At 70.5% G+C, this 25505-nt stretch carries 19 protein-coding genes; 8 read left to right on the top strand and 11 right to left on the bottom strand.

The window, feature by feature from the left end; genetic code table 11:
* Positions 1 to 345 precede the first annotated feature (345 nt).
* Positions 346 to 1137, top strand: coding sequence for a glycosyltransferase (locus LZ198_RS07555; protein ID WP_253971206.1), 792 nt, complete (start codon positions 346 to 348; stop codon positions 1135 to 1137).
* Positions 1138 to 1420: 283 nt separating this feature from the next.
* Positions 1421 to 5200, top strand: coding sequence for an FAD-dependent oxidoreductase (locus LZ198_RS07560; RefSeq protein ID WP_253971207.1), 3780 nt, complete (start codon positions 1421 to 1423; stop codon positions 5198 to 5200).
* Between the two features lie 24 nt (positions 5201 to 5224).
* On the opposite strand, the gene LZ198_RS07565 is transcribed toward LZ198_RS07560, so the two are convergent.
* Positions 5225 to 5896 (bottom strand): hypothetical protein, encoded by a 672-nt coding sequence (locus tag LZ198_RS07565; RefSeq protein ID WP_253971208.1) that lies wholly within the window; start codon positions 5894 to 5896, stop codon positions 5225 to 5227.
* 193 nt (positions 5897 to 6089) lie between these two features.
* Here LZ198_RS07565 and LZ198_RS07570 point away from each other — a divergent pair, with 193 nt between their 5' ends.
* Positions 6090 to 6584 (top strand): SixA phosphatase family protein, encoded by a 495-nt coding sequence (locus LZ198_RS07570; RefSeq protein WP_256559346.1) that lies wholly within the window; start codon positions 6090 to 6092, stop codon positions 6582 to 6584.
* 13 nt (positions 6585 to 6597) lie between these two features.
* Positions 6598 to 6930, top strand: coding sequence for an iron donor protein CyaY (gene cyaY, locus LZ198_RS07575; RefSeq protein WP_253971209.1), 333 nt, complete (start codon positions 6598 to 6600; stop codon positions 6928 to 6930).
* Here cyaY and LZ198_RS07580 read toward each other — a convergent pair.
* From LZ198_RS07580 to secA, 6 genes are all read right to left on the bottom strand, one after another.
* Positions 6918 to 7937, bottom strand: coding sequence for a diguanylate cyclase (locus LZ198_RS07580; protein WP_253971210.1), 1020 nt, complete (start codon positions 7935 to 7937; stop codon positions 6918 to 6920). The genes cyaY and LZ198_RS07580 overlap by 13 nt on opposite strands.
* The gene (gene frr, locus LZ198_RS07585; protein ID WP_253971211.1) at positions 7937 to 8494 is read right to left on the bottom strand and encodes a ribosome recycling factor; all 558 of its coding nucleotides are present in this window, start codon (positions 8492 to 8494) and stop codon (positions 7937 to 7939) included. The genes LZ198_RS07580 and frr overlap by 1 nt, the downstream gene beginning before the upstream one ends.
* 48 nt (positions 8495 to 8542) lie before the next feature.
* A complete protein-coding gene (gene pyrH / locus LZ198_RS07590; protein WP_253971212.1) occupies positions 8543 to 9295 on the bottom strand; it encodes a UMP kinase in 753 nt (250 codons plus the stop codon).
* 202 nt (positions 9296 to 9497) lie between these two features.
* Complete coding sequence (gene tsf / locus LZ198_RS07595; protein ID WP_253971465.1) at positions 9498 to 10151, bottom strand: translation elongation factor Ts; 654 nt, start codon at positions 10149 to 10151, stop codon at positions 9498 to 9500.
* Positions 10152 to 10309: 158 nt separating this feature from the next.
* Complete coding sequence (rpsB, locus tag LZ198_RS07600) at positions 10310 to 11239, bottom strand: 30S ribosomal protein S2 (protein ID WP_407667388.1); 930 nt, start codon at positions 11237 to 11239, stop codon at positions 10310 to 10312.
* A 369-nt stretch (positions 11240 to 11608) separates the two neighbouring features.
* Entirely contained in the window at positions 11609 to 14461 is a 2853-nt protein-coding gene (gene secA, locus LZ198_RS07605) for a preprotein translocase subunit SecA (protein ID WP_253971214.1), read from the bottom strand.
* A 353-nt stretch (positions 14462 to 14814) separates the two neighbouring features.
* Here secA and rlmM point away from each other — a divergent pair, with 353 nt between their 5' ends.
* Both rlmM and LZ198_RS07615 read left to right on the top strand, forming a co-directional pair.
* A complete protein-coding gene (gene rlmM / locus LZ198_RS07610) occupies positions 14815 to 15837 on the top strand; it encodes a 23S rRNA (cytidine(2498)-2'-O)-methyltransferase RlmM (protein ID WP_253971215.1) in 1023 nt (340 codons plus the stop codon).
* 49 nt (positions 15838 to 15886) lie between these two features.
* On the top strand, positions 15887 to 16591 hold the full coding sequence (locus LZ198_RS07615) for a nucleotidyl cyclase domain-containing protein (RefSeq protein WP_253971216.1): 705 nt from the start codon (positions 15887 to 15889) through the stop codon (positions 16589 to 16591).
* A gap of 57 nt (positions 16592 to 16648) precedes the next feature.
* On the opposite strand, the gene LZ198_RS07620 is transcribed toward LZ198_RS07615, so the two are convergent.
* The 4 genes from LZ198_RS07620 to LZ198_RS07635 form a co-directional block, all read right to left on the bottom strand.
* Positions 16649 to 17566 (bottom strand): M23 family metallopeptidase, encoded by a 918-nt coding sequence (locus tag LZ198_RS07620; protein WP_253971217.1) that lies wholly within the window; start codon positions 17564 to 17566, stop codon positions 16649 to 16651.
* Positions 17567 to 17783: 217 nt separating this feature from the next.
* Positions 17784 to 18581 carry a Stp1/IreP family PP2C-type Ser/Thr phosphatase gene (locus tag LZ198_RS07625; protein WP_253971218.1) on the bottom strand — a complete coding sequence of 266 codons (798 nt, stop codon included), beginning with the start codon at positions 18579 to 18581 and terminating at the stop codon, positions 17784 to 17786.
* A gap of 60 nt (positions 18582 to 18641) precedes the next feature.
* Positions 18642 to 20384: a DNA repair protein RecN gene (recN, locus tag LZ198_RS07630; RefSeq protein WP_253971219.1), complete on the bottom strand. Its 1743-nt coding sequence runs from the start codon at positions 20382 to 20384 to the stop codon at positions 18642 to 18644.
* A 147-nt stretch (positions 20385 to 20531) separates the two neighbouring features.
* Complete coding sequence (locus LZ198_RS07635; RefSeq protein ID WP_253971220.1) at positions 20532 to 23783, bottom strand: DEAD/DEAH box helicase; 3252 nt, start codon at positions 23781 to 23783, stop codon at positions 20532 to 20534.
* 143 nt (positions 23784 to 23926) lie between these two features.
* On the opposite strand from LZ198_RS07635, the gene LZ198_RS07640 reads away from it, so the two are divergent.
* Together LZ198_RS07640 and LZ198_RS07645 are read left to right on the top strand one after the other, a co-directional pair.
* The gene (locus LZ198_RS07640; RefSeq protein ID WP_253971221.1) at positions 23927 to 24913 is read left to right on the top strand and encodes a 2-hydroxyacid dehydrogenase; all 987 of its coding nucleotides are present in this window, start codon (positions 23927 to 23929) and stop codon (positions 24911 to 24913) included.
* A complete protein-coding gene (locus LZ198_RS07645; RefSeq protein ID WP_253971222.1) occupies positions 24910 to 25464 on the top strand; it encodes an adenine phosphoribosyltransferase in 555 nt (184 codons plus the stop codon). The genes LZ198_RS07640 and LZ198_RS07645 overlap by 4 nt, the downstream gene beginning before the upstream one ends.
* The last annotated feature ends 41 nt before the right edge of the window (positions 25465 to 25505 follow it).

Below are 25505 nucleotides of genomic sequence, written 5' to 3' on the forward strand. Positions count from 1 at the left end.
GCATCGAGGGGGGCGCTGGACGGAGACGCACCACGCTCCAGCGCGACGAATCGAGCGACCCACGGCGTCGGCAAGCCCGCGAGCCGCACCGTGCAGATGAACCGCCCCTCATGGCGCGGGCAAGCTCACGGGCCGCGACAGGAGCAGGTGCGGCAAGGCCTCCCAGCGCCCCCGAGGCATCGTGGGAGGCGCTGGGCCGAAACGCACCGAGCCCTGACGCCCTCCCTTCGAAGCGCGAGGTTGCGACGGAGCCGGCCCCGAGGAAACAGCGGGGCCGCTCCCCCGGCGCGCCGTCCCGAGGACATCGTTTGACGGCCTCCACCCACCGTGCTCAAACCGAGGGGAGTGGAATCTCCGTCCGTCACCGTCGTCATCCCCGCGTACAACGAAGGCCAGCGGCTGCCTCGTTTCGTGGAGCGCCTCACCCAGGTCGGCCTGAAGCAGCCCGCGCCGCCGGTGGAGTTCCTCGTCGTGGATGACGGCAGTGCCCCCGAGCACGCGGCGGCCCAGCGCGCCTGCGTCGAGGCCGCCGGGACGCGGTTCACCGAAGCCGGTTCTCCCCACCGCTTCACGTACGTCGCCGCGCCCCGCAACGGCGGCAAGGGCTCCGCCATCCGCCTGGGCTGGAGCCAGGCCACCCCAGAGTCCGAGTGGCTCGCCTTCCTCGACGCGGACGGCGCCATCAACGCGGAGGAGCTGTTCCGGCTCGTGCGGATGACCACGTCACCGGAGACGGGCGACGTCGACGTGCTGGCGGGCTCGCGCATCCTCATGGCCGGCCGCCGCGTGGTGCGAAGCCTGGCCCGCCACCTCCAAGGGCGCATCTTCGCCACGCTGACGGACCTGACGTTCGACCTGAGGTTCTACGACACACAGTGCGGCGTGAAGCTCGTCCGGGCCTCCGCGCTGCGTCCGCTGCTGGGCGTCCTGAGCGAGCAGCGCTGGCTGCTCGACGTGGAGCTGTTGGCCCTGCTCAAGCGCCAGGGCGCCCGCTGCATCGAGGTCCCCATCGACTGGGAGGACTTCGGCGGGTCGAAGGTCATCCCCGGCCTGGACGCCGCCCGCATGTTCTGGGGGCTCCTCCAACTGCGTCGCCGGCTGGACCGCCTGCCCCTGCCCCCGGGCCCCTCCCACTGAGGGGACCCACCTCCCCCCACGCCCCACCCGGGTCGCCCGGGTCCCTCTCGGGGAAGCAAGCCCATCCCGACCGGGAGCCCCCTGACGGACCCCTGCCCCGCGGGGTGACGAGGTCGGGGCAGCCCCGAGCGTCCGCAGGCGTTACAACCGCGGTCGGACTTCTCGCTCCCGGTCGCCTGGGTTCACGCCCCGTCCAGAGGCCGCTTGCTTTCCAGACGGGGCACCGCGAAATAGGCCTCGCACGCGAGCCGTTGCTCCAGGTTCCTCCTACACCTTCTGTGATATGCGCGCCTTGACCGACCTGCCCTCAGCCCCTGGCTCCACCCTCCACCTGGGCCTCCCGGGCTTCACCTTCGAGGACCTCTATCGCCCGCGCGGCTTGCGTCGGCTCGCGAAGAGCTTCGATGCGCAGTTGGCCGAGGACGAGCCGGAGCTGTTCAAGGCGTTCGACGCGTACCGCCAGTCCGGCGGCACCAGCGTCCGCGGCCCCGAGGAGTCGGACCTGCTCGTCCGCGTGGCCCGCCACGTCTCGCGCTTCGTCGCGCGCCTCTTCCGCATCGAGGCGGAGCAGGAGCACCTGGCCGGAGGCCTGAAGGGCGAGCTGCCCCTGTTCGACTTCAAGCGCGAGTTCATCACCCGCCGCGTCTTCAAGAAGGGTGCCCCGGAGCGGCCCACGCTCGCCGAGTTCCCCTCGCTGGATGCCCGCATGGGGCTGCTCATGTCGCTCGGCTTCGCGGAGGCCGTCGCCACCGGGGACCCGGAGCGCGGGCTGGCCGAGTCGGTGCTGTCCCTCATGGAGCTGGAGCGCCTGTTCTCCGGCAACCTCCCCTCGCAGGAGCAGGAGAAGGCGGAGGCCCTGCGCGCCCGCTGGGCGGCCATCCGCGCCGCGCTGCTCGCCACGCAGGAGGGCCGCGACGCGTTCGGCTCCAGCCTCGTCACGCACGGCGACGACGCCGCGGAGCTCCAGGCGGTGCGCGCGCTCCTGTCCCTGGCGGACCGCTGGACGTACGCGCGCGCGCTGCACCCGGAGACGAAGGAGCAGTTCCACACCTGGCCCACGCACCGCATCCCCAAGCCGCTGGTGTTCGACCAGTTGGTCCAGCTCCAGCGCCCGGACGCGGAGCTGCCCGAGGCCACCGAGGGCCTGGCGCACCACCTGCGCCACCGCGACGGCTTCAAGCTCACCGACCGCCGGGGCACCCCGCGCGACGTGATGAACGAGGTGGACTACTGCGTGCTCTGCCACGAGCGCCAGAAGGACTCCTGCTCCAAGGGCTTCCCCGCCAAGGACCCGGTGGCGGAGGGGCACAGCTACAAGAAGAACCCGCTGGGCATCCCCCTCACCGGCTGCCCGCTCGACGAGCGCATCTCCGAGGCGCACCTGCTCAAGCGCGAGGGTGACTCGCTGGCCTCGCTGGCCGTCATCACGCTCGACAACCCCATGTGCCCGGGCACCGGCCACCGCATCTGCAACGACTGCATGAAGGCCTGCATCTTCCAGAAGCAGGAGCCGGTGAACATCCCCCTGGCGGAGACCGCGGCCCTCACGGACGTGCTGGACCTGCCCTGGGGCTTCGAAATCTACGGGCTGCTCACCCGCTGGAACCCGCTCAACATCCGCCGCCCCTACGCCCTGCCCTACGTGGGCCGCAACGTGCTCGTCGTGGGCCTGGGCCCCGCCGGCTACACGCTGTCGCACTACCTGCTCAACGAGGGCTTCGGCGTCACCGGCATGGACGGGCTGAAGATCGAACCGTTCCCGGACGAGCTCGTGGGCAAGGGCGGGCACGCGCTGCGCCCCATCCGCGACTGGCGCGCGCTGACGCATGAGCTGGACGAGCGCGTGCTGGAGGGCTTCGGTGGCGTCTCCGAGTACGGAATCACCGTGCGCTGGGACAAGAACTTCCTGACGCTCATCCACCTCACGCTGGCGCGCCGCGAGGGCTTCCGCATCCACGGCGGCGTGCGCTTCGGAGGCACGCTCACCATCGACGACGCGTGGGCGCTGGGCTTCGACCACATCGCCATCGCCGCCGGCGCGGGCCGCCCCACCATCATCGGGATGAAGAACAACCTCATCCGGGGCATCCGCAAGGCGAGCGACTTCCTCATGGCGCTGCAGCTTTCGGGCGCGTTCAAGCGCGACTCGCTCGCCAACCTCCAGGTGCAGCTCCCCGCCATCGTCATCGGCGGTGGCCTCACCGGCATCGACACCGCCACGGAGCTGATGGCGTACTACCCGGTGCAGGTGGAGAAGGCGCTGGAGCGCCACGAGACGCTGGCGGCAGCCCTGGGCGAGGAGGTCGTGCTCGCGCGGCTGGACGCCGAGGAGCGCGCCACCTACCAGACCTTCCTGGAGCACGGCCGCGCGGTGCGCGCCGAGCGCGAGAAGGCCCGCGCCGAGGGTCGCACGCCCGACTTCATCAAGCTGGTGCGCGCCTGGGGCGGCGTCAGCCTCGTGTACCGCCGCAGCCTCACCGAGTCCCCCGCCTACCGCCTCAACCACGAGGAGGTCACCAAGGCGCTGGAGGAAGGCATCCGCTTCATCGAGCGCATGAGTCCGGTGGAGGCGCTGCCGGACACCACGGGCGCCGTGCGCGCCCTGCGCTTCGAGCGCATGGTGACGGTGGACGGCAAGCTCAAGGGCAGCGGCCAGTTCTTCGAGCTGCCCGCGCGCACCGTGTGCGTGGCCGCCGGCACGTCCCCCAACGTCACCTACGAGCGCGAGTACCCGGGCACCTTCCAGCTCGACGAGGGCGGTGACTACTTCCAGGGCCACGCGCTGGTGGACGGCGCGGACGGCTTCGCCCTCCAGAAGGTGGAGGCGAGCGAGGACCTGGACGCGAAGGTGGGCTTCTTCACCTCCTACGCCAAGGACGGGCACTTCATCTCCTTCTACGGCGACAACCACCCCACGTACGCGGGCAACGTGGTGAAGGCCATGGCCAGCGCCAAGGATGGGTACGTGGAGGTGGCGCGCCTGTACGCGAAGGAGGTGGCCGCGCTCGACTTCGACGACGAGCTGGCCCAGGCCCGGCGCGACGAGGCGCGCGCGGCGCACTTCACGAAGCTGGACGAGGCCTTCAACGCCACGGTGGTGGCGGTCAACCGCCTGACGCCCACCATCGTCGAGGTCGTCGTGAAGGCGCCCTTCGCGGCGAGCCACTTCCAGCCCGGCCAGTTCTACCGGCTGCAGAACTTCGAGCGGAACGCCACCGTCGTCGACGGCATGCGCCTCACCATGGAGGGCCTGGCCCTCACCGGCGCGTGGGTGGACAAGGAGCAGGGGCTGATGGGCACCATCGTCCTGGAGATGGGCTCCTCGTCACGCCTGTGCTCGGCGCTCAAGCCCGGCGAGCCCGTCGTCCTCATGGGCCCCACGGGCGCGCCCACGGAGATCGGCCACAACGAGACGGTGGTGCTCGTGGGCGGAGGCCTGGGCAACGCGGTGCTCTTCTCCATCGCCCGCTCGCTCAAGGCCGCCGGCTGCCGCGTCGTCTACTTCGCGGGCTACCGCCTGAAGTCGGACTCCTTCAAGCAGGACGAAATCGAGGCGGGTACGGACCAGATCGTCTGGTCGGTGGACTCCGGGGACACCATCGCCGCGCGCCGCCCGCAGGACTCCTCCTTCCGGGGCAACGTGGTGCAGGCCATGCTGGCCTACGCCGAGGGCAAGCTGGGCGTGGCGCCCGTCATCTCCCTCTCGGAGGTGGACCGCATCATCGCCATCGGCTCGGACCGGATGATGCGGGCGGTGGCCGAGGCGCGCCACGGCGTGCTCCAGCCGTTCCTGAAGCCGGACCACGAGGCCATCGGCTCCATCAACTCGCCCATGCAGTGCATGATGAAGGAGATCTGCGCCCAGTGCCTCCAGCGGCACGTGGACCCGAAGACGGGCAAGGAGACGTGGGTCTTCTCCTGCTACAACCAGGACCAGCGGCTGGACCAGGTGGACTTCGTCAACCTGAACCAGCGCCTGCGCGGCAACACGGTGATGGAGAAGGTCGCCGACCTGTACCTCGCGCAACTGCTCAAGAAGGCCCCCCACCTCAAGCGCGTCTGAGGGGAGCACCTTCCGAGCGCGTCTTCACCGCCGCGTGCCGGTGAAGACGCGCAGCATCTCCTGGTAGTTCTTCACCAGGTCGTCCTCTCGCGTGAGGACCACGTCCACGTTGGCGTCGCCGTACTGGCGCCGCACGTCCGTCAGCTTCTGGAAGGCCTCCACCTGCTGCCGCATGGACGCCACCTGGGTGGCCAGCTCCGCGCGCTGCCCCTCCGGCAGCTTCGCCTGGAGCGCCTCCAGCTTCGCCAGCTCCTCCTCGTACTGGAGCGTGCGCCCCAGCTGCCGCTGGCCGATGACCGCCGTCACCACCTCCGCCAGGCCGTTGACGTCCGCCACGCTCAGCTTCGCCTGCGCGCGCGCCTCCGCCTCCGCCTTGGCCTTCGCCTCCACCACCTTCAAGCCCTCGCGCGCGGCCGCCATCGCCTCCGGCGTGCCCGCGTCCACCAGCGCCCCCAACCCCTGCAGCCCCTTCACCTGCTGGCCGTACACGTCCAGCATCCGCTGCTGGTAGGTGACGTACGCCTCCAGCTTCTCCCGCGTCACCACGTAGGCGCCGGGCTCGGCCTCCTCCTCGGGGAGCGGGCTGGCGGCGGGGGCCGGGGCTTCCGCCCTGGGTGCCTGCACACCCGTGTCCTCGCCCTTCTTACAGCCCGAGAAGGCCATCCATCCGGCCAGCAACCACGGCACCTTGCGCATCCGCTCTTCTCCCGAGAGACGGACCGTCAGTCCCCGCGTATATGCTGCGCGAGCTTTCATGGCGGAGAGGGCGGCCCCCTTCTGTCTGTCACGTCGGGGTTGTTCCGGCCACTGAACAATCGCCGCATTACCTTTGACCAACCCGGCCACGGTCGTGTACGAACCGCGGTCTTGTCGCACCGGTGGAGGGACTTTGAGGATTTTCCTGGTTAGGCACGGCGATGCGGACGCAGAGATCCCCGAGGGTCTCGGCGACGAGGCTCGCGCGCTCACGGCGAAGGCTCGGGCAAATACGGCGGCCCACTTCGCCTCACTCTCCGAGCGCATGGGTCCCATCGGCCTCATCCTGACCAGCCCGCTGGTTCGCACGGTCCAGACGGCGCAGATCCTCTCCTTCGTCACGAAGCACGAGGGTCTGCTGCGCGCCAACCGCTGCCTCCTGCCGGACATGCCGGTGGGCGCGGTGGAGCCGGTCATCGCCGAGCACTCGGACGAGAACCTGGTCCTCGTGGGCCACCAGCCGTCCATGGGCGCGCTGGCGGCGCACCTGCTGGGGATGCAGTCGTTCCCCAAGCCGGTCAACCCGGGCACCGTCATCGCCCTGGAGCGCCCCGAGAGCGACAGCACGCACCTCAAGTTCCTGTTCTACGCGGCCCCCGGCCAGCAGGTGCTTGACGTCATCCAGTGAGGCCCGCGCGGCCATGATGGACGAAGCCCGCTACAACCAGCTCGTCGCGAGCGTCTTCAAGAGGCTGCTCGCGGCGGCGGATTCCATCGACCCCGACATCCTGGAGGCGGAGAGCACGGGTGACATGCTCACCCTCACCGCCCGCTCCCGGGAGAAGTGCATCGTCAACACCCAGCGCGCCGTGAGGCAGGTGTGGGTGGCGGGCAAGGGTCAGGGCATCCACTTCGACTACGACACGGCCACCGGCACCTGGAAGGACGACAAGGGCCGGGGCCTGGAGCTGTTCGCGTTCGTGTCCGAGGTGGTCCGCGACATCAGCGACGCGGACTTCGTCTACCCGTCCTGAGGTTTGGCGCTGGTCGCGGCCTCCGCGACCATCTCCACCCAGTCCCCACCCGCGGCCTGCGCCCGTCGCAGGGCGTCGCCGGCGTCCTTCAACAGGCCGCCGAAGCTGACCTGGTTGTGGGAGGCGCCCGGGGCCACCTTGCCGGCGGGAGGCTCGGACACCGCCACGCCCACGGAGGCACTCCCCTCCGGGAGCACCTTCACGGCCTTGAGCTTCTCGCGCAGGCGCTCGGCCACCACGCGCGCGCCGGAGCGCGGCGTGTGCGGCAGGAAGACGACGAAGCGGCTGTCCACGAAGGGCACCGCCACGTCGATGTCGCGGATGCCCGAGTGGAGCAGGCGCAGCACCTCCGCGAGCGCCACCGTGCGCGAGGCCGGGGACAGGCCCGCCGCGCGCTCGGAGAACTTGTCCAGCTCCACCATCAGCACGGCGATGGGGTAGCGGTAGCGCCGGCTGCGCTTCACCTCCATCACCATCAGCCGCTTGAGGAACTCGAAGTCCGAGGACAGGGCCGACGACGCCGGCGACGCCGCGCCGATGGCCGGCATCTCCCGCGTCACCCGCCGCCCCTCGAGCTCCAGCGGTGGAGGAGGCGGCACCACGCGCACGGGGGCCGTGGCGCTGGGGGCGCTGGCGCCTCGACGGGCCTCGTCCCGCTGCAGCAGGAGCGAGACACACGTCAGCACGGTGGCGCGCTTGAGGGGCCCCACCAGGCTGCCGTCCGCCCCGGCCTGGGAGGCGCGGGTGTCGGCCTGCTCCTCGTCCGGCGAATACATCAGCAGGACGGGCACGGAGGCGTTCTGCGCTCGCAGGGCGCGGCACAGCGACTCCCCATCCACTGCCCCCGTTCCGGCCGCCAGGACCACGGCGGGCGGACGCTCCCGGGCGGCTTTCAGGGCCTCTTCGGCGCTGGCCACCCAGCTCACCTCGTGCCCGGCTCCCTCCAGGAACCGGCGCAGCGAGCCCGCCACCGCGGCGACGGGCTCGACCAGGAGCAGGAAGGCCATCAGACCTCCATGACCTCCTTCTCCTTCTTCTGGACGATCTGATCCACCTGGGCCACGCCGGCGTCGGTCTCCTTCTGGACCTTCTCGGAGATGCGCTTCTGGTCGTCCTCGGTGATCTTCTTGTCCTTCAACTGCGCCTTGATGACCTCGTTGGCGTCACGGCGGATGTTGCGGATGGCGACCTTGTGGTCCTCGCCCTTGGTCTTCACCTGCTTGGCGATGTCCTTGCGGCGCTCCTCGGTGAGCGGCGGGAACGGCAGGCGGATCATCTCGCCGTCGTTCATCGGGTTGATGCCGAGGTTCGCCTCGCGCAGCGCCTTCTCGATCTCCTTCAGGACGCTCTTCTCCCACGGCTTGATGATGATGAGCCGGGGCTCCGGGGCGCTGACGCTGGCCACGCCGGACAGGGGCGTGGGGGTGCCGTAGTAGTCGACGCGGATGTTGTCGAGGATGGCGGTGCTGGCGCGGCCGGTGCGCACCTTGCCCAGCTCCCGCTTGAGGTCCTCGAGCGTCTTGTCGATGCGGCCCTTCAAATCAGCGACGATGTCTCCGCTCATGTGTGAGCTCTCCTTGGAAGACGAGGGGGGTGAAGGGAGGCGCGAGCGTCAGGCCCAGGCCGTCTCGTTGCCACCCACGACGGTACCAATCTCCCCACCACCGAGCACCGCGCGGCGGATGTTCCCCGGCACGGTCAGGTCGAACACGATGATGGGCAGCTTGTTGTCCATGCACAACGAGATGGCCGTGGAGTCCATCACGTTGAGGTTCTGCTTCAACACGTCCATGTACGTCAGCGAGCGGTAGCGACGCGCGGTGGGGTCCTTCTTCGGGTCCGCGTTGTAGATGCCGTCCACCTTGGTCGCCTTGAGGATGACCTCGGCGTTGATCTCCATCGCGCGCAGCGAGGCGGCCGTGTCCGTGGTGAAGTACGGGTTGCCGGTGCCCGCGGCGAAGATGACCACGCGCCCCTTCTCCAGGTGGCGCACCGCGCGCCGGCGGATGTAGGGCTCGGCGATCTGCTCCATCTTGATGGCGGACAGCACCCGCGTGTGCAGGCCCTTCTTCTCCAGCGCGTCCTGCATGGCCATGGAGTTGATGCACGTGGCCAGCATGCCCATGTAGTCCGCGCTCGCGCGGTCCATGCCCTCCGTGGCCCCGGCGATGCCGCGGAAGATGTTGCCCCCGCCGATGACGAGCGCCACCTCCACGCCCGCCTTCGCCAGTTCGATGACCTCGTCGGCGATGGCACTCAGCGTGGGTGGGTGGATGCCATACTTCCCTTCACCCATCAGGGCCTCGCCCGAGAGCTTGAGAAGGATGCGCTTGTAGCGGAGCGGTTGGATGGTGTCGGAGGACATGCGCCTCCGCTTCTATCCCCCGTCCCGCGCAACATCAACGCCCGAGTCTCCTCCAGGGCCGCGCACCGTTTGCTGCAGGTCGCCAGAGGCCGTGGGAGCCCCTCCAAAAGGCGAGGGCCGCGTCACCCGCCCCCTCTTCGGGAGCAAGGCGCGCGGCCCTCCAGGTGCGTCACGGGGCCCCTAAAGAAGGGGCCGGGGTGACTCAGGCCTGGCCCAGCGTCTTGGCCACTTCGGCGGCGAGGTCGTCCTTCTTCTTCTCGATGCCCTCACCCACCTCGAAGCGGACGAAGCGGCGCACGGTGACCTTCTCGCCGATCTTCGCGGCGCGCTCGGTGATCATGTCGCCGACCTTCTTCTTGTCGTCCTTCACCCAGAGCTGGTCCACGAGGCAGACGCCCTCGTAGTACTTCTCCATCTTGCCCACGAGGATCTTCTCCAGCATCGCCTCGGGCTTGCCCTGCTGCTTGAGCAGCTCGCGCTGGATGTCCTTCTCCTTGTCCAGGTTGTCGGAGGGGACCTCCTCGCGGCGGACGAACTTGGGGTTGGCGGCGGCGATCTGCATCGCCACGTCCTTCACCAGGTCCTGGAAGTCAGGGTTGCGCGCGACGAAGTCCGTCTCGCAGTTGACCTCCACCAGCACGCCGATACGGCCGCCGTGGACGTAGGTGCCGACCAGACCCTCGGCGGCGACGCGGCCCTCCTTGCCAGCGGCGCGGGAGATGCCCTTCTTGCGCAGCCACTCCTCGGCCTTGGCGAAGTCGCCGTTCGACTCGGCCAGCGCCTTCTTGCAATCCATCATGCCCGCGCCGGTCCGCTCGCGCAGGTCCTTCACCATCTGGGCGGTGATTTCGGCCATGTTCGTCTCCAGCATCCGCCGTCATCGAGGGCGCCAGGCGCCGGGCGGAGCGTTTGGGTTTCGGGGGGAAACTTCGGGACAGCAGAAACAAGGACGGCCGGGTGACAGGCGTTCTGATGCGCCACCCGGCCGTTCGAGGACTGGGAACCGCGGGACGGCTACTCCGCCGCCGCCTCGCCGCTCTCCTCGCCACCCTCGGACGCGGGCTGCTCGGCGACAGCCGGGGCGCCCTTCATCTCGACGAGGGGGCCACGGCGCTCGCCGCCGCGGTCACGGTCGCCGCCACGGCGGTCGCGGTCGCCACGACGGGGGCCACGGCGGTCGTCACGCTCGCGGCGGTCGTCACGGCCCTCGCGCTCCTCCTGCTCGTCGCGCTCGGCGGCGCCGGACGCGCGGTAGCGGGCCGCGCCCTCGAGGCAGGCCTCGGCGATCTTGGAGGTGAAGAGCTTGATGGAGCGGATGGCGTCGTCGTTGCCGGGGATGACGAAGTCGATGCCGTCCGGATCGCAGTTCGTGTCGACCAGGCCGATGACCGGGATGCCCAGGCGCGTCGCCTCGTGGATGGCGATGTGCTCCTTCTTCGGGTCGATGACGAAGACGCAGCGGGGCAGCTTCGACATCTCCTTCACGCCGCCCAGGTTCTTCTCGAGCTTCTCGCGCTCGCGCTCCAGGGCCGCCACTTCCTTCTTCGGCAGGCGCTCGAAGGTGCCGTCCTCGGCCATCTTCTCCAGCGTCTTCAGGCGGTCGATGCCCTGCTTGATGGTCTTGAAGTTGGTCAGCGTGCCACCCAGCCAGCGGCTGGTGACGAAGAACTGACCGGCGCGGGAGGCCTCCTCGCGGATGACGTCCTGGGCCTGCTTCTTGGTGCCGACGAAGAGGACCGAGCCGCCGCGGGCCGTCACATCCGCCACGAAGCGGAAGGCCGACCGGGCCATCGTCACCGTCTTCTGCAGGTCGATGATGTAGATGCCGTTGCGGGCGCCGAAGATGTACGGCTTCATCTTCGGGTTCCAGCGCTTGGTCTGGTGGCCGAAGTGGACGCCGGCCTCCAGGAGCTGCCGCATCGTGATGCCGCCGGCGGCGGCCATGGCCTGCTGCTGATTCGTTTCCTGCGTGTCGATCGACATGTGATTCTCCGGTTGTGTCCGCCACGCCCAGGCGAAGCTCCGGTCGAGGCCCCGGGAGCGCGGCCCCTCGCGAAAGGGACCTGCCACCCACGGAAGCACCGGTGACCGGCTCAGGCGTGTGTGTAGTGGGTACGACTGGGGTGACTTCCCCCACCCCTAACCTCGGGGCGGGCGGTCCTTAACAGAACCCCTCCCGGCGGCGCAAGCTTCGCTTCACCGGGGGTGGCGGACGACGGGCCGGAGCCCGCCTGTCCACCAGGCATCCGACCCTCCAGGGGGGCTTGCCGCCCGGAGGGACGGCCGGCGGGGGTGCCCCCGCCGGCGAGGCGCCTAGACGCTGGCTTCCGCCGCGCCGTGGCACTTCTTGTACTTGCGCCCGCTGCCGCAAGGGCAGGGGTCGTTGCGGCCCACGCGGGGCCCACCCTGCTGGGCGGCCGCCGGCCGGGCCGCCGCGGCGACGGAGGCCTCGTCCAGCTTGCCCTCCGCGTTGCCACGGCCCTCCACCGCGCGCTTCTGCTGCTGCGCGAGCTGCCGCTGGATGCGCACCGCCTCCTCCTCCGCGCCGGAGGCGGAGCGGGGCTGCACGCGCATGAGCTGCGAGACGAACTGCGCCTTGATGGCGGACAGCGTCTGGATGAAGCCCTGGTAGCCCTCGCGCTTGTACTCCTGCTTCGGGTCCTTCTGGCCGTAGCCACGCAGGCCGATGCCCTGGCGCAGGTGGTCCATGCCCAGCAGGTGCTCCTTCCAGAGCCGGTCGATGGTGGCCAGGTAGTTGTACTGGAGGAAGCGCAGGAAGTTCTCCCCGAACTCCTCCTCGCGCGACAGGAACACCTTCTCCGCGGCCTTGTAGATGTGGTCCTGCAGCTCGTCGCGGTTGCCCACGCCCTCGAAGGTCATCTCGAGGTCGAACGTCTCCTTCACGTTCTGCGAGAGGGCCTCCAGGTCCCACCCGTCCGAGCCCTTCGTCGGCGCGTAGGTGTCGACCGTGGAGACGATGACGTCCTCCACCGCGTCCAGCACCATCTCCTTGAAGTCCGCCCAGCTCACCATCTGCTCGGAGCGGCTCTTCACGCGCGTCTTCGGGTCCTCCGTGTACTCCACGAGCGGGACACCCGCGCCCGCGGCCAGCACTTGGCGACGCAGCTTGTAGATGGTGCGCCGCTGCTGGTTCATCACGTCGTCGTACTCGAGCAGGTTCTTGCGGATGTCGAAGTTGTGGCCCTCGACGCGCTTCTGGGCCCCCTCGATGGCGCGGGTGAGCCAGATGTGCTCGATGACCTCGCCCTCCTGCATGCCCAGCCGCTCCATCAGGCCCTGGATGCGCTCGGACCCGAAGATGCGCATCAGGTCGTCCTCGAGCGACAGGAAGAAGCGGCTGGCGCCCGGATCACCCTGGCGGCCGGCGCGGCCACGCAGCTGGTTGTCCACGCGGCGCGACTCGTGGCGCTCGGTGCCGATGATGAACAGGCCGCCGGCCTCCATCACCTCCGTGCGCTCCTTCTTCGTCTCCTCCTCGATGCGCGCCTGGGTCTCCGCCAGCTTCTGGTTCCACGCGGTCAGCGCCTGCTGGTACTCCGCGTTCGGGTCCACCGGCGCGGCGCCGTCCGCCGCGGGCTGCGGCGGGAGGCCCGGGGGAGGCGCCTCCGGCGCGGGGCCCATGGCCGCCTTCGCCAGCACCTCCGCGTTGCCGCCCAGGAGGATGTCCGTGCCGCGGCCGGCCATGTTGGTGGAGATGGTGACCGCGCCCTTGCGGCCCGCCTGCGCGACGATGTCCGCCTCGCGCTGGTGCTGCTTGGCGTTCAGGACGTTGTGCGGCACGCCCCGCTTCTTGAGGAAGGTGGAGACCACCTCGCTCTTGGCGATGGACACCGTGCCCACGAGCACCGGCTGCCCCGCCTTGTGCAGCTCCTCGATCTGCTGCGCCACCGCCTCGAACTTCTCGCGCTCCGTCTTGTAGACCACGTCCTGCTGGTCCTTGCGGATGTTGGCGCGGTTGGTGGGGATGACGCGCACGTCGAGGTTGTAGATCTTCGCGAACTCCTCCGCCTCCGTGTCCGCGGTGCCCGTCATGCCGGACAGCTTGGAGTACATGCGGAAGTAGTTCTGGAACGAGATGGTCGCCAGCGTCTGGTTCTCGTTCTCGATCTTCACGCCCTCCTTGGCCTCGATGGCCTGGTGGAGGCCGTCCGACCAGCGGCGCCCGGGCATCTGGCGGCCGGTGAACTCGTCGACGATGACCACCTCGCCGTCCTTCACGACGTAGTCCTTGTCGCGCTTGTAGAGCGTGTGCGCGCGCAGGGCCTGCTCGACGTGGTGGAGCGTCTCGATCTCCCCGGGGTCGTAGAGGTTGGACACGCTCAGCCGCTTCTGCAGCTTCTCGATGCCCTCGTCCGTCAGCGACACCGAGCGGTGCTTCTCGTCCAGGGTGAAGTCCTGGTCCGGCACGAGGCCGGGGATGACCTGGTCCACCCGGTAGTACTTGTCCGTGCTGTCCTCGGTGGGACCGGAGATGATGAGCGGCGTGCGGGCCTCGTCGATGAGGATGGAGTCCACCTCGTCGACGATGGCGTAGTTCAGCTCCCGCTGGACGTAGTCCTGCAGGCGGAACTTCATGTTGTCGCGCAGGTAGTCGAAGCCGAACTCGTTGTTCTGGCCGTAGGTGATGTCCGCGCGGTACGCCTCCTGCCGCTGCTTGTCCGACAGCTCGTGCAGCACGCAGCCGGTCGTCATCCCCATGAACCTGTAGACCCGGCCCATCCACTCCGCGTCGCGCCGGGCCAGGTAGTCGTTCACCGTCACCACGTGCACGCCACGCCCGGACAGGGCGTTGAGGTAGCTGGGCAGCGTGGCGGTGAGCGTCTTGCCTTCACCGGTGCGCATCTCCGCGATGCAGCCCTCGTGCAGGAACATGCCGCCGATGAGCTGCACGTCGTAGTGACGCTGGCCGATGACGCGGCGCGCGCCCTCGCGGATGAGCGCGAAGGCCTCGAAGAGCATGCCGTCGAGCGGCCGCCCGTTCTGGATCTCCTGCTTCAGCCGGGCCGTCTCGGCGGGGAAATCCTCGTCCTTGAGGGCCCGCATCCGGCTCTCCAGCTCGTTGATGCGGATGACCTTCTCGCGGGCCTTCTTGAGCTCACGCTCGTTCTTGGTCCCGATGAGCTTCTTCAGCGTCCATTCGATCATTCGATTGACTCTCTCGCGGCCGGAGAATCCTCGAAGGACGGCGGCGAGTGAAGGGAAATCCCTGGAGATGTAAGGGGAGGCTGGTGGGAAACCACGGGTGCCCCCTGAAACTTCCTCTCGGCCGGTTGCCCAGCGCGCATCGGTTCAGAGTAAAGCGGAACCGAGTCCACGCAATGTCCCCTTCGCGAAATCAACGCCGCCCCTCTGGCCGGCGCGCTCCCCAGGGAGCCCCCCGCCGCCCCGGACGTCCCGGTCCTCCCCCTCCCCGCCAGGGCCCCGCCGGCCGGAGCGCCGCCCCTGCACGCACCGCGCCGCCCGCGCCCCCGCCGCCCCCCAGGGCGCGGATTCCCCCCATGCCCGTACAGACGCAGAACGCCACGGCGGGACGTTGGCTGTGGACCTGCCGCGCGGGCTTCGAGCCCCACCTCTTCGAGGAGCTTGAGTGGGCGGAGGCCTCGCCCCGCATGCTGGGCGAGGCGCTGGTGGAGAGCGACGCGCCCGAGGGCCCGCCCCCCGCCTTCGCCCGCGCCGGCTACCAGGTGCTCGCCACGCTGCCCCCCGGCCCCGCCGACGCCCAGGCGGACGCGGTGGCCCGGACGCTCACCAGCCAACGCGGCGCCCGCCCCTGGGTGCTCCAGGCCTTCACCCCGGACACGCCCCGGGGCAACACGCTGACGGCCGCGGCGGAGGCGCTGGAGGCCGCGGTGCGCGCCAGGCTCCCGGCGGAGCGGCTGCTCGGCGACGCGCAGCGGGCGCGCGAGGCCAGCGCCCTGCTCGTCGGGCTGTGCGTCGCGCCGGACGGCGTGGCGGTGCTGGGCCTGGTCGCGGCCCGGGAGGCCCTGTCGCTGGCCCCCGGTGGCCGCCGCCGCATGCGGCGCGAGGGCGAGTCCCCGTCCCGCGCGGCGATGAAGCTGGAGGAGGCGCTGGACGGACTGGCCTTCGAACCCGGGCGCGGCGACGTCTGCGTGGACCTGGGCGCGGCGCCCGGCGGGTGGACGCAGCGGCTGGTGGCGCGCGGCGCGAAGGTCGTGGCGGTGGACCCGGCCCGGCTGATGCCGGAGCTGACGGCCCATGCCCGGGTGAAGCACGTGCAGCAGAGCGCGTTCGCCTACGCGCCCGAGGCGCCCGTGGACTGGCTCTTCTGCGACATGGCGTGGCGTCCGCTGGAGGTCGCCCAACTGCTCGCCAAGTGGGGACGGCGGGGCTGGGCAGGCCATCTGGTGGCCAACATCAAGCTGCCCATGAAGGACAAGAACCCCATCCTCCACCGCGTGCGCCACATCCTCGTGGAGGACGGCGGCTGGGAGGGGCTCACCCTCCGCCAGCTCTACCACGACCGGGACGAGGTCACCGTGACGGCGCACCGGATGCGCTGACCCACGAGGCCTGCGCGAGGGCGCGCGACGCGCTAGAGATGGGCCACAGATGCCCTACCCACTCGACGACGCCACCGCCACCGCCCTCGTGTCCCTGTTCCCCTGGGTGATGACCCGCAGTCCCCAGGCGCCGGTGCAGGCCGCCGTGGAGGCGCTCCTCCAGGCGGAGCAGGCCCGCCGGGGACACCCGGACCCCAAGACGGGCGCGCTCCAGGTCCCCGCCCTCACGCAGGGCAACCTCCTCAAGGAGGAGTACGACCTGTCCACGCACGCGCACCACGACGGCTGGCGCGTGGGCGCCGTCATCGCGGACGTGAAGGGGATGATCAACCTCAACGCCCGCTTCGGCTTCCCCACCGGCGACGCCCTCCTCCGCGCCACCGTGGAGTCGCTGGCCGCGCAGTACCCGGGCGCCAAGGTGGTGCGCCTGCACCCGGACGCCTTCGCCGCCCTGCTCGTCCCCACCTCCCAGCTCACCGTGAGCGAGTCGCTGGCCGGCCCCACCCACGAGGCGCTGTCGCGCGACGTGCGCCGCGTGCTGCCGCCCGGAACGCCGGACGCGGACGCGCCGTCGTGGACGGTGAGCCTGCTGGAGGTGACGGTGGACGCCCCGTCGCACTGGCAGGTGCTGGGGCCGCTGGTCTGGGCGGAGCTGGAGCGCGCCCACGTCATGCAGCGCTCCGGCCGGGCGCAGGGCCTGCAGCGACGGCGGCTGCGGCTGGACGGCTTCGTCCCCGGGCCCGCCACGCTCTGAAGGGGGCCGCCGTGGCGGGGCCTCCCTTCCGGGACGGGCACCGGGAGGGGTGCCCCGCTACTCCTCGAGGATGAACTTGCGCGGGTTCTGCGGGATGCCGTTGACGCGGACCTCGTAGTGCAGGTGCGGGCCCGTGGAGCGGCCGGTGTTGCCCACCGCCGCGATGAGCGAGCCGCGCTTCACCTTGTCGCCGGCCTTCACCAGCATCTTCGCCAGGTGGCCGTAGCGCGTCTTGATGCCGTAGCCGTGGTCCACGACGATGACGTTGCCGTAGCCACCCTCCAGGCCCGCGAACACCACCGTGCCGTCCGACGGGCAGAAGACCTCCTTGCCGTGGGGCGCCGCGATGTCCAGGCCCGAGTGCATCACCCGGTCCGCGGTGTACGGGTCCAGGCGCTGACCGAAGTCGCTCGTCACCCAACCCCGCGCGGGCCAGATGGACGGCGTGGAGGCCAGCAGCGACTTCTGGTCCTGGAAGTACGCCTGCAGCTCCTGGAGGCTCTGCTCCTGGCGCGTGGCCTCCGCGCTCAGCTTGTCCAGCCGGCCCATCAGCAGCTTGGGCGTCTCCGTCGTCGTCAACTGGGTGAACTGGGTGTCCGTGGCCGGCGCCTGCGAGCCCGCCTCCGGCTCCGTGGGGCCCATGGCCAGGTTGCGCTGCGGATCCGACAGGAGCGTCATCGCGCGCAGCTTCTGGTCGAACCGCTCCACCCGGTCCAGCGTGGACCCGATGTGCTCGATGCGCTCACGCACCGACTTGAGCTGCGAGCGCAGCGTCAGGTTCTCCTCGCGGAGGATGCGGTTCTCGGATGCGTCCGCCGCCACCTGGAAGTAGTGGATGCTCGCCCCCGCCCCCAGTCCCACCACCAGCATGAGCCCCATCCCCACTTGCATGAGGAAGGAGCGTTGGATGGTGTACCGCTTCACCGGCGCGTCGTGGTCTGGGATGACCATCAACGTGAAGGACTTTTTCGCCACGGGACAGCTCCCTGCTTGCGTGGGACATCCGGCGCGCGAAGCTAAGTCGCTCCCGCGCGCCCATCACCTCCCCCCACCGCCTCACCCCTCCCGCTAACGTCTCCTCCTGGCGTCTGCCAGGGCTGGAAACGTTTGGGCAGCTACCATTCAGTTTCCAAGAGTGTCAAGGTCAACAGTGACCTGAGAAGGCGGTTGTCGTCCACACGCACGGCGATTTTCAGGCCTCGACCCGCACCACGATGACGGTGATGTTGTCGTCACCGCCCCGGTCGTTGGCGAAGTCGATGAGGCGCTTGGGCACGGACTCGAGCCCCGGAGCCTTGGCCACCACCTCGTGGATCTCCTTGTCCTCGAGCATGTTGGCCAGGCCGTCCGAGCACAGGAGGAAGACGTCGCCGGGCTCGGAGACGAGCCCCATGACATCCACCTGGACCTCCTCCTCGAAGCCCACGGAGCGGGTGATGATGTTCTTGTAGCGGGAGTGCTTGGCCTCCTCCGGCGTAATCATCCCCGCCTTGATCTGCTCGTTGACCAGCGAGTGGTCCTCGGAGATCTGCTGGATGAGGTCGCCCCGGATGAGGTACGCGCGACTGTCGCCGACATGGGCGAAGAAGGCGTGCTCCTCCCGCACCACCAACGAGATGACGGTGGTGCCCATGCCCGACAGGCGCGGATCCTCCTGGGCCGCGGTGTAGATGGCCAGACAGGCCTTCTCCACGGCGGTGCGCAGCGCCTCGGGGATGGGGGAATCCTGGAGGTTGGGCACGGACAGGAAGGGGTTGTCCTTCCCCTCCCGCGCGCGCCGCAACTCCTTGTCGATGGTCTCCACGGCGATACGGGAGGCGGTACCCCCGCCCGCATGTCCCCCCATGCCGTCCGCCACGACGTAGAGCTGGAGCTCGTCGTCGAGGAGGAAGCTGTCCTCGTTGTGATTGCGCTTGCGCCCGACGTCCGTCAGGCCAGCGGAAACGACTTTGAGGCGGGAGGCCGCGGTCTGCCCTGCGGTGTTGGACACACCAAGGATGCTATGTGAGACCCAGGGATGGGGCAAGGACACGGATGACCTTGCAGCGCGTCAAGCCGTCCGGCGCAGCCGGCCCCGGGGTGTGCCCTCGGGTCCGACCTCCCGGCCGCGGGCCCTGGGCGAGGCCAGGGCGCGGTGGGCCGAGCGCACCAGGGCCTCCGCCGCCCCCAGCGCCTCGCGCGTCACCTCCACCCCGGACATCATCCGGGCCAGCTCCCGCGTGCGCTCCGCCCCCGCCTCCAGGACTGTCACCTGGGAGACGGTCCGCTCCCCCTTCACCGCCTTGCGGATGAGCAGGTGCGCGTCCGCGTAGGCCGCCACCTGGGGCAGGTGGGTGATGCAGAGCACCTGACGGTGGCCGCTCACTTCCTTGATCATCCGGCCCACCACGTCCGCGATGGCGCCGCTGACGCCCGCGTCCGCCTCGTCCAGGATGTAGCAGCCGCCCCGGTCGCTGTCCGCCAGCGCCCGCTTGAGCGCCAACAAGAGCCGGCTCGCCTCGCCGCCGGAGGCCACCTTCGCCAGGGGACGCGCCGGCTCCCCCGGGTTGGCGCTGAAGAAGAACTCCACCTCGTCCAGGCCGTCCGGACGCAGCACCTCGCCGGGCGTCACGCGCACCTCGAAGGCCGCCTTGCCCATGGCCAGGTGCCCCAGGCCCTCGCGCACCTGGGCGGAGAACTCCAGCGCGCTCGCCGAGCGCGCCCGCGACAGCACCGCCGCCGCCTTGCGCGCGCGCTCCTCCACCCGCCGGCGCTCCGCCGCCAGTTCCTCCAACACCTCCTGCCGGTTCTCCAGCGTGCCCAGCTCGGCCTCGATTTCGCCGCGCTTCTTGAGCACGCCCTCCAGGGAGGCGCCGTGCTTGCGACACAGCCGCTTGAGCCCGTCCAGCCGCTCCTCCACGTCCGCCAGCCGGTTCGGGTCCGACTCCAGGCCCTCCACGTACCGGTTGAGCCGCCGCCGCGCCTCCTCCAGCTCAGACAGGGCCGTGCTCAACGCCTGCGCCACCGGCGTCAGCGAGGCGTCGCACTTGACGGCCTCGTGCACCAGCCCCAGGGCCCGCCCCACCGTCTCCACCGCGGACGGCTCCTCCCCGGAGACGAGCAGCTCCGCCTCCGCCGCGTGGCGCTTGAGCTTCTCCGCGCTCGACAGCCGCTTGCGCTCGGCGTCCAGCCGCGCGTCCTCGCCCGGCTCCGGGTCGATGCGGGCAATCTCGTCCAACTGGAAGCGCAGGAACTCCGCCCGCTCCCGCACCTTGGCCTCGTCCCCGCCCAGGGCCTCCATGCGCGCGTCCACCTCCCGCAGCGCGGAGTACTCCCCGAAGTAGGCCGCCAGCGGCGCCTCCACCGCCCCATACCGGTCCAGGAGCACCCGGTGCAGCCCCGGGTCGAAGAGGCTGACGTGCTCGTGCTGCCCGGCGATGTCCACCGCCCCCCGGGTCAGCTTCGTCAGCACGCCCACCGTCACCAGGGCGCCGTTGACGTAGACCTTGCCCCGGCCGGTGCGTCCCAGCACCCGGCGGACGAGCACCTCGTCCCCCAGGTCCGGCAGCCCCAGCTCCTCCAGGCGCGAGGCCAGCACCGGGGTGCGCGCGAAGACGCCCTCCACGGACGCCTCCTCGCAGCCGGCGCGGATGACGTCCGCGTCCGCCCGGCCGCCGAGCAGCAGCCCCAATGAATCCACGAGGATGGACTTGCCCGCCCCCGTCTCACCCGTGAGGACGGTGAGGCCGGCTCCGAACGCCACCTCCACCTCCTCGATCACCGCCACGTTCGAAATCCGCAGACCCAGCAGCACGCGCGCCCTCCAATGTCCGTACGACGGCCCTGGCACTGAACACCCTAACAGGTCCCCCTGACACTGCACAGGCGTTCCGTCCAGCCGCACGGATGGCGGGCGGGTGGGAGGTAGGGCACCGTTGACGCCCCAACCTCCCCTCCCGACTCAGGTCTCGGTGAAGAGCTCCTGGATGTCCTGCTCGGTGAGGGTGCGTGCACCCTCCTCGCTGTCGCCGCCCAGGACGCCGGCGGCCAGGTCCCGCTTGCGGCGCTGGAGCGAGAGGATCTTCTCCTCCACCGTGCCGCGGGTGATGAGCTTGTAGCTGATGACGGCGCGCGTCTGGCCGATGCGGTGCGTACGGTCCGTGGCCTGGTCCTCGACGGCCGGGTTCCACCACGGGTCGAAGTGGATGACGTAGTCCGCCGCGGTGAGGTTGAGGCCGGTGCCGCCCGCCTTCAGGGAGATGAAGAACAGGGGCGGGCCGTCCGGGCGGTTGTACTCGTCCACCTTGCCCATGCGGTCCTTGGTGCGGCCGTCCAGGTAGAGGTAGCGCAGGCCCTTCTTGTCCGCCTCCGCCTTGAGCAGCTCCAGCATCTCCGTGAACTGGCTGAAGACGAGGGCGCGGTGGCCCTCCGCCACCAGGTCCTCCACCAGCTCCATGAAGCGCTCGACCTTGGCGCTGGGCGGCAGGAGCGTGCCGGGCGGCATCTTGAGGAGCCGGGGGTCGCAGCACACCTGACGCAGGCGCATGAGCGCGGCCAGGATGGACACGCGGCTGCGCTTGAAGCCGACCTTCTCGATGCTCTCGTTGACCTTGCGGCGGCTCTCCTCCATCACCTCGCGGTAGAGGGCGGCCTGGCCGGGCTCCATCTCGCACCAGGCCACGCTCTCCGTCTTCGGCGGCAGGTCCTTGGCCACCTCCGTCTTGAGGCGGCGCAGGATGAAGGGCTGGATGCGGCGGCGCAGCCGGTCCTTCACCGTCCCGTCGTTGGCCACCTGGATGGGCTGCTCGTAGCGGTCGCCGAAGCCGTCCGCGCTGCCGAGGAAGCCCGGCATCAGGAAGTCGAAGATGCTCCACAGCTCCGACAGCCGGTTCTCCAGCGGCGTACCCGTCAGGGCCAGGCGCGTCTCGCTCGGCAGCGCCTTGCACGCCTGCGCCGTGGCGCTGTCCGCGTTCTTGATGTTCTGCGCCTCGTCCAGGATGACGTAGCGGAAGCCCACCTGGGAGAGCTGGTCCAGGTCCCGGCGCACCAGCGCGTAGGACGTGAGCACCAGGTCCATCCCCTTCAGGTCCTCGGCGCGCTCCTTGCGGTCCTGGCCGTGCCACACCATGGACTTGAGGCCCGGGGTGAAGCGCTCCGCCTCGCGCTCCCAGTTGGCGAGCACGCTGGTGGGCGCGACGACGAGCGACGGCTTGCGGCCCTCGTCGTTGGCCACCTTCTGCAGGAGGCTGAGCGACTGGATGGTCTTTCCCAGACCCATGTCGTCCGCGAGGATGCCGGACAACCCGTGGCGGCGCAGGAACCACAGCCAGGACAGGCCCGCCTCCTGGTAGTGGCGCAGCGTGGCCTGCAGGCCCTCGGGCACCGCCACCTTGGGCACGCCCGCCGTCTCGCGCAGCTCCAGCATCGCCTGGCGCGCCTTGGCCTCCACCTCCGTGAACTCACCCAGGTCCGCGAGCAGGTCCAGGGCCACGGCCTGGTGCAGCGGCAGCCGCGTGCGGGAGCGGCCCGGCAGCGCGCCGGCCTCCTCCAGGAGGTCCGCCACGCGCTTGATCTCCGCCGGGTCGGCCTCCGCGAACGTGCCGTCCTTCAGGGGGACGAAGCGCCGGCCGGAGTCCAGCCACATGCGCACGGCGCCCAGGTCCACCGCCTGGTCGTCGGTGACGAACTCCGCGTCCAGGTCGAACCACTGCACGCCGCTCATGCCCACGCGGATGCGCGGCTTGAGCTTGGGGCGCAGGCGCACCTTGGGGGCCTGCACGCCGAAGCGCTCCCAGTCCGCCGGCAGCGACGCCAGCCCGCGCGCCCAGAACTCCAGCGCCACGTCGCCCGCGGCGTCGAACACGTGCGACTGCGGGTCGAAGCGCAGCCCCATGTCCAGCAGCTGCTTGCCCGCGGCGCGCTCCAGCTCCTCGCGGCGCCGGAACAGCTTGCGGCTGTCCCCGCCCACGCCGCTGGCGTAGCCCAGGTGCGTGGCCGTGGGGGACACCGGCGCGGTGGTCTGCCCGTAGCGCGCGGCCAGCTGCACCTTCACGCGCTCCGGGTTGCCCTCCAGCGTCAGCACGAAGTGGGGCTCCACCGTCTCGTCGACCTCGATGTCGTCCGCCTTCAACGACATGCGGAAGCGAGGCAGGTGCGCGGCGAAGAACGTCAGCACCCGGTCGAGCTGGCCGGTGGGGAACGACATGCTCGGCTCGAGCAGCCACTTGCGCAGCAGGCGCGGCGGGAAGTCCGGCTCCACCGGGTGCAGGTTCTGCCCCTGGATGACCCAGGTGCGCCGGCCCGACAGGAGGATGACGTCCTTGAGCGCGTAGCTGACGCCGTCCGGGAAGAGCAGCTCGATGCGCGCGTCGGCGCCGTCCGGCCGGGACTCCAGGCGGATCTGCGGCCGCACCGGCGTCTCCGTGTTGATGAGCTGCGTGCCCCGGTAGATGACCCGCCGCTGGCGCAGCATGTCCAGCACCTCGCTCAGGTCCTCGTCCGACAGGACGATGCGCGAGTCGTAGCGGTGCTCGTGGCGGGCCAGCATCATGAAGACGCGCTCGTCCGCGGGGGCGATGCGGCCCCCCGTCTGGAGCAGGCGCTTGACGTGGATGGGGCCCTTGGTCTGCGCGTCCTGGCGGCGTACGTCCACCACCCACTGACGGCTGCCCGAGTTCGTGTTCGCGGCCGTCAGCCGGTAGAAGAACTCGTAGTCGGGCTGGGACGACAGGCCCAGCCAGCTCTCCACCTTGGCGAGCGCGGGCAGGTTGACCGCGTCCACGGCGGGGGCGTCCGACTCCACCGGGACCTCCGGCTCCACCACCTCGTTGCTGGCCGAGGAGGCGGGAGCCGCGGGCTCCGGGGCCGCCACCGGTTGCGGCCGGGGCGGCGGACGGAAGCGGGCCGCGTAGATGAGCGCCGCGGCGACCACGTGCTTGCAGTGGGGGCCGTACACGTTCCACGACTGGCAGGTGCAGGAGGACGTGGCCTTGCCACCCTCCAACATCAGCGCGACCTCGTAGCGCTCGCCGGACGAGCCGGCGACTTGTGCGCGGATGCGGTCCCCTTCCCGCTGGAGCCCGAAGACGCGCCGCGACTCGGCGACCTCCCGGCCCTTCTTGAAGGTGGTGGGTTGGACTTCGGCCTTCAGGCCCCTGAGCCACTGGGTGTCCTGAGGAGGGAGGGCGTCTCGGATGTCGACGGTGGATTGCACGGCTGGCAAAGGCCCCTGGCTCCTGGCGCCGGGGAACCTTTGCCACTAGCACAGCAAGAGGTCGCCCGCTCGCGGGAAATGTGGATGAGTCGGCCAGCGGAAGCAGCCACCGACCTCAGGCTATGAGAGCATCAACGCTCGCCATGACCCGGACCGTCCGCCCCCGTGTCTTCGTGACCCGCCAGCTCCCTGGAGAGGCCCTCGGCCGACTGGGCGAGCGCGTCGACCTGCGCGTCTGGGAGGAGGAGCTGCCCCCCTCGCGTGACAGGCTGATGGAGGAGGCGGCGGGCGCCGAGGGGCTCGTCACCTTGTTGACGGACCGGGTGGACGCTCGCCTGCTCGCCCTGGCGCCGGGCCTGCGGGCGGTCAGCAACGTGGCCGTGGGCTACGACAACATCGACGTCGCGGCCTGTACCCGGCAGCGGGTGGCGGTCGGAAACACCCCGGGGGCGCTCACGGAGACCTCCGCGGACTTCGCCTTCGCCCTCATCCTGGGGCTGGCCCGCCGGGTCGCGGAGGCGGACGCCTACGTGCGCGCGGGGAAGTGGCGCACCTGGAGCCCCACCCTGCTGTTGGGCACGGACGTGTACGGGGCGACCCTGGGCATCGTCGGCGCGGGGGGCATCGGCGCGGCGGTGGCGCGGCGCGCCCGGGGCTTCGGCATGCGCATCCTCTACACGAGCCGCGAGCCGAAGCCCGCGCTCGAGGCGGAGGTGGGCGCGCGGTGGGTGGACAAGGCCACGCTGCTGGCCCAGGCGGACATCCTCAGCCTGCACGTCCCGCTGACACCCCAGACGCGGCACTGGGTGGGGCGCGAGGAGCTCCGCGAGATGAAGCCCGGGGCCCTCCTGGTGAACACGTCGCGCGGCGGCGTGGTGGACCCGGAGGCGCTCGTGGAGGCGCTGCGCGGCGGCCGGCTGGGCGGCGCGGCGCTGGACGTGACGGAGCCGGAGCCGCTGCCCGTGGACAGCCCCTTGATGACCCTGCCCAACGTCCTGCTGGCGCCGCACATCGCCAGCGCGTCACACGCCACCCGGGGGCGCATGGCCTCCATGGCGGTGGACAACCTGCTGGCCGCGCTGGAGGGAAGGCGGCCACCCCACTGCGTCAACCCGGAGGTCTTCGCATGAACCTGCCCGCCCCCAGCGCGTCCGACCCCACCCTCGTCGCCGACCTGAACGCGCGCCTGCGCGACGTGCCGGACTTCCCCAAGCCGGGCATCGTCTTCAAGGACATCACCCCGGTGCTCGCCGACCCGCGCCTGTTCGGCCGCGTCATCCACGCCATGGCCGAGCCGTTCCGGGGCCGCCACATCACCAAGGTGGTGGGCGTGGAGGCCCGGGGGTTCCTCCTGGGCGCGCCCATCGCCCTCTCGCTCGACGCGGGCTTCGTCCCCGCGCGCAAGCCGGGGAAGCTGCCCCACCGCTCCGTGGTGGAGCGCTACTCGCTGGAGTACGGCGCGGACGGGCTGGAGATGCACGAGGACGCCATCCTCCAGGGCGAGCGCGTGCTGGTGGTGGACGACGTGCTCGCCACCGGCGGCACCGCGGAGGCCACCGCGAAGCTCGTCAAGCGCCTGGGCGGGGAGCTGGTCGGCTTCAGCTTCCTCATCAGCCTCGACTTCCTCGAGGGCCCCAAGCGGCTGGGGCCCGACAAGGTGACCGCGCTGCTGTCCTTCTGACGCGCGGCCGCGCGCGCCGGGCGGGGCGGCCGGGCGGCCGG

Source organism: Myxococcus dinghuensis, from assembly GCF_024198235.1.
GTDB lineage: Bacteria > Myxococcota > Myxococcia > Myxococcales > Myxococcaceae > Myxococcus > Myxococcus dinghuensis.

Coding starts and splice junctions, on each gene's coding strand:
- pyrH (WP_253971212.1), bottom strand. CDS start 9,295: ATGTCCTCCGACACCATCCAACCGCTCCGCTACAAGCGCATCCTTCTC.
- tsf (WP_253971465.1), bottom strand. CDS start 10,151: ATGGCCGAAATCACCGCCCAGATGGTGAAGGACCTGCGCGAGCGGACC.
- cyaY (WP_253971209.1), top strand. CDS start 6,598: ATGATGGACGAAGCCCGCTACAACCAGCTCGTCGCGAGCGTCTTCAAG.
- rpsB (WP_407667388.1), bottom strand. CDS start 11,239: ATGGCCGCCGCCGGCGGCATCACGATGCGGCAGCTCCTGGAGGCCGGC.
- rlmM (WP_253971215.1), top strand. CDS start 14,815: ATGCCCGTACAGACGCAGAACGCCACGGCGGGACGTTGGCTGTGGACC.
- frr (WP_253971211.1), bottom strand. CDS start 8,494: ATGAGCGGAGACATCGTCGCTGATTTGAAGGGCCGCATCGACAAGACG.
- LZ198_RS07640 (WP_253971221.1), top strand. CDS start 23,927: ATGACCCGGACCGTCCGCCCCCGTGTCTTCGTGACCCGCCAGCTCCCT.
- LZ198_RS07615 (WP_253971216.1), top strand. CDS start 15,887: ATGCCCTACCCACTCGACGACGCCACCGCCACCGCCCTCGTGTCCCTG.
- LZ198_RS07645 (WP_253971222.1), top strand. CDS start 24,910: ATGAACCTGCCCGCCCCCAGCGCGTCCGACCCCACCCTCGTCGCCGAC.
- secA (WP_253971214.1), bottom strand. CDS start 14,461: ATGATCGAATGGACGCTGAAGAAGCTCATCGGGACCAAGAACGAGCGT.
- LZ198_RS07565 (WP_253971208.1), bottom strand. CDS start 5,896: ATGCGCAAGGTGCCGTGGTTGCTGGCCGGATGGATGGCCTTCTCGGGC.
- LZ198_RS07580 (WP_253971210.1), bottom strand. CDS start 7,937: ATGGCCTTCCTGCTCCTGGTCGAGCCCGTCGCCGCGGTGGCGGGCTCG.
- LZ198_RS07560 (WP_253971207.1), top strand. CDS start 1,421: ATGCGCGCCTTGACCGACCTGCCCTCAGCCCCTGGCTCCACCCTCCAC.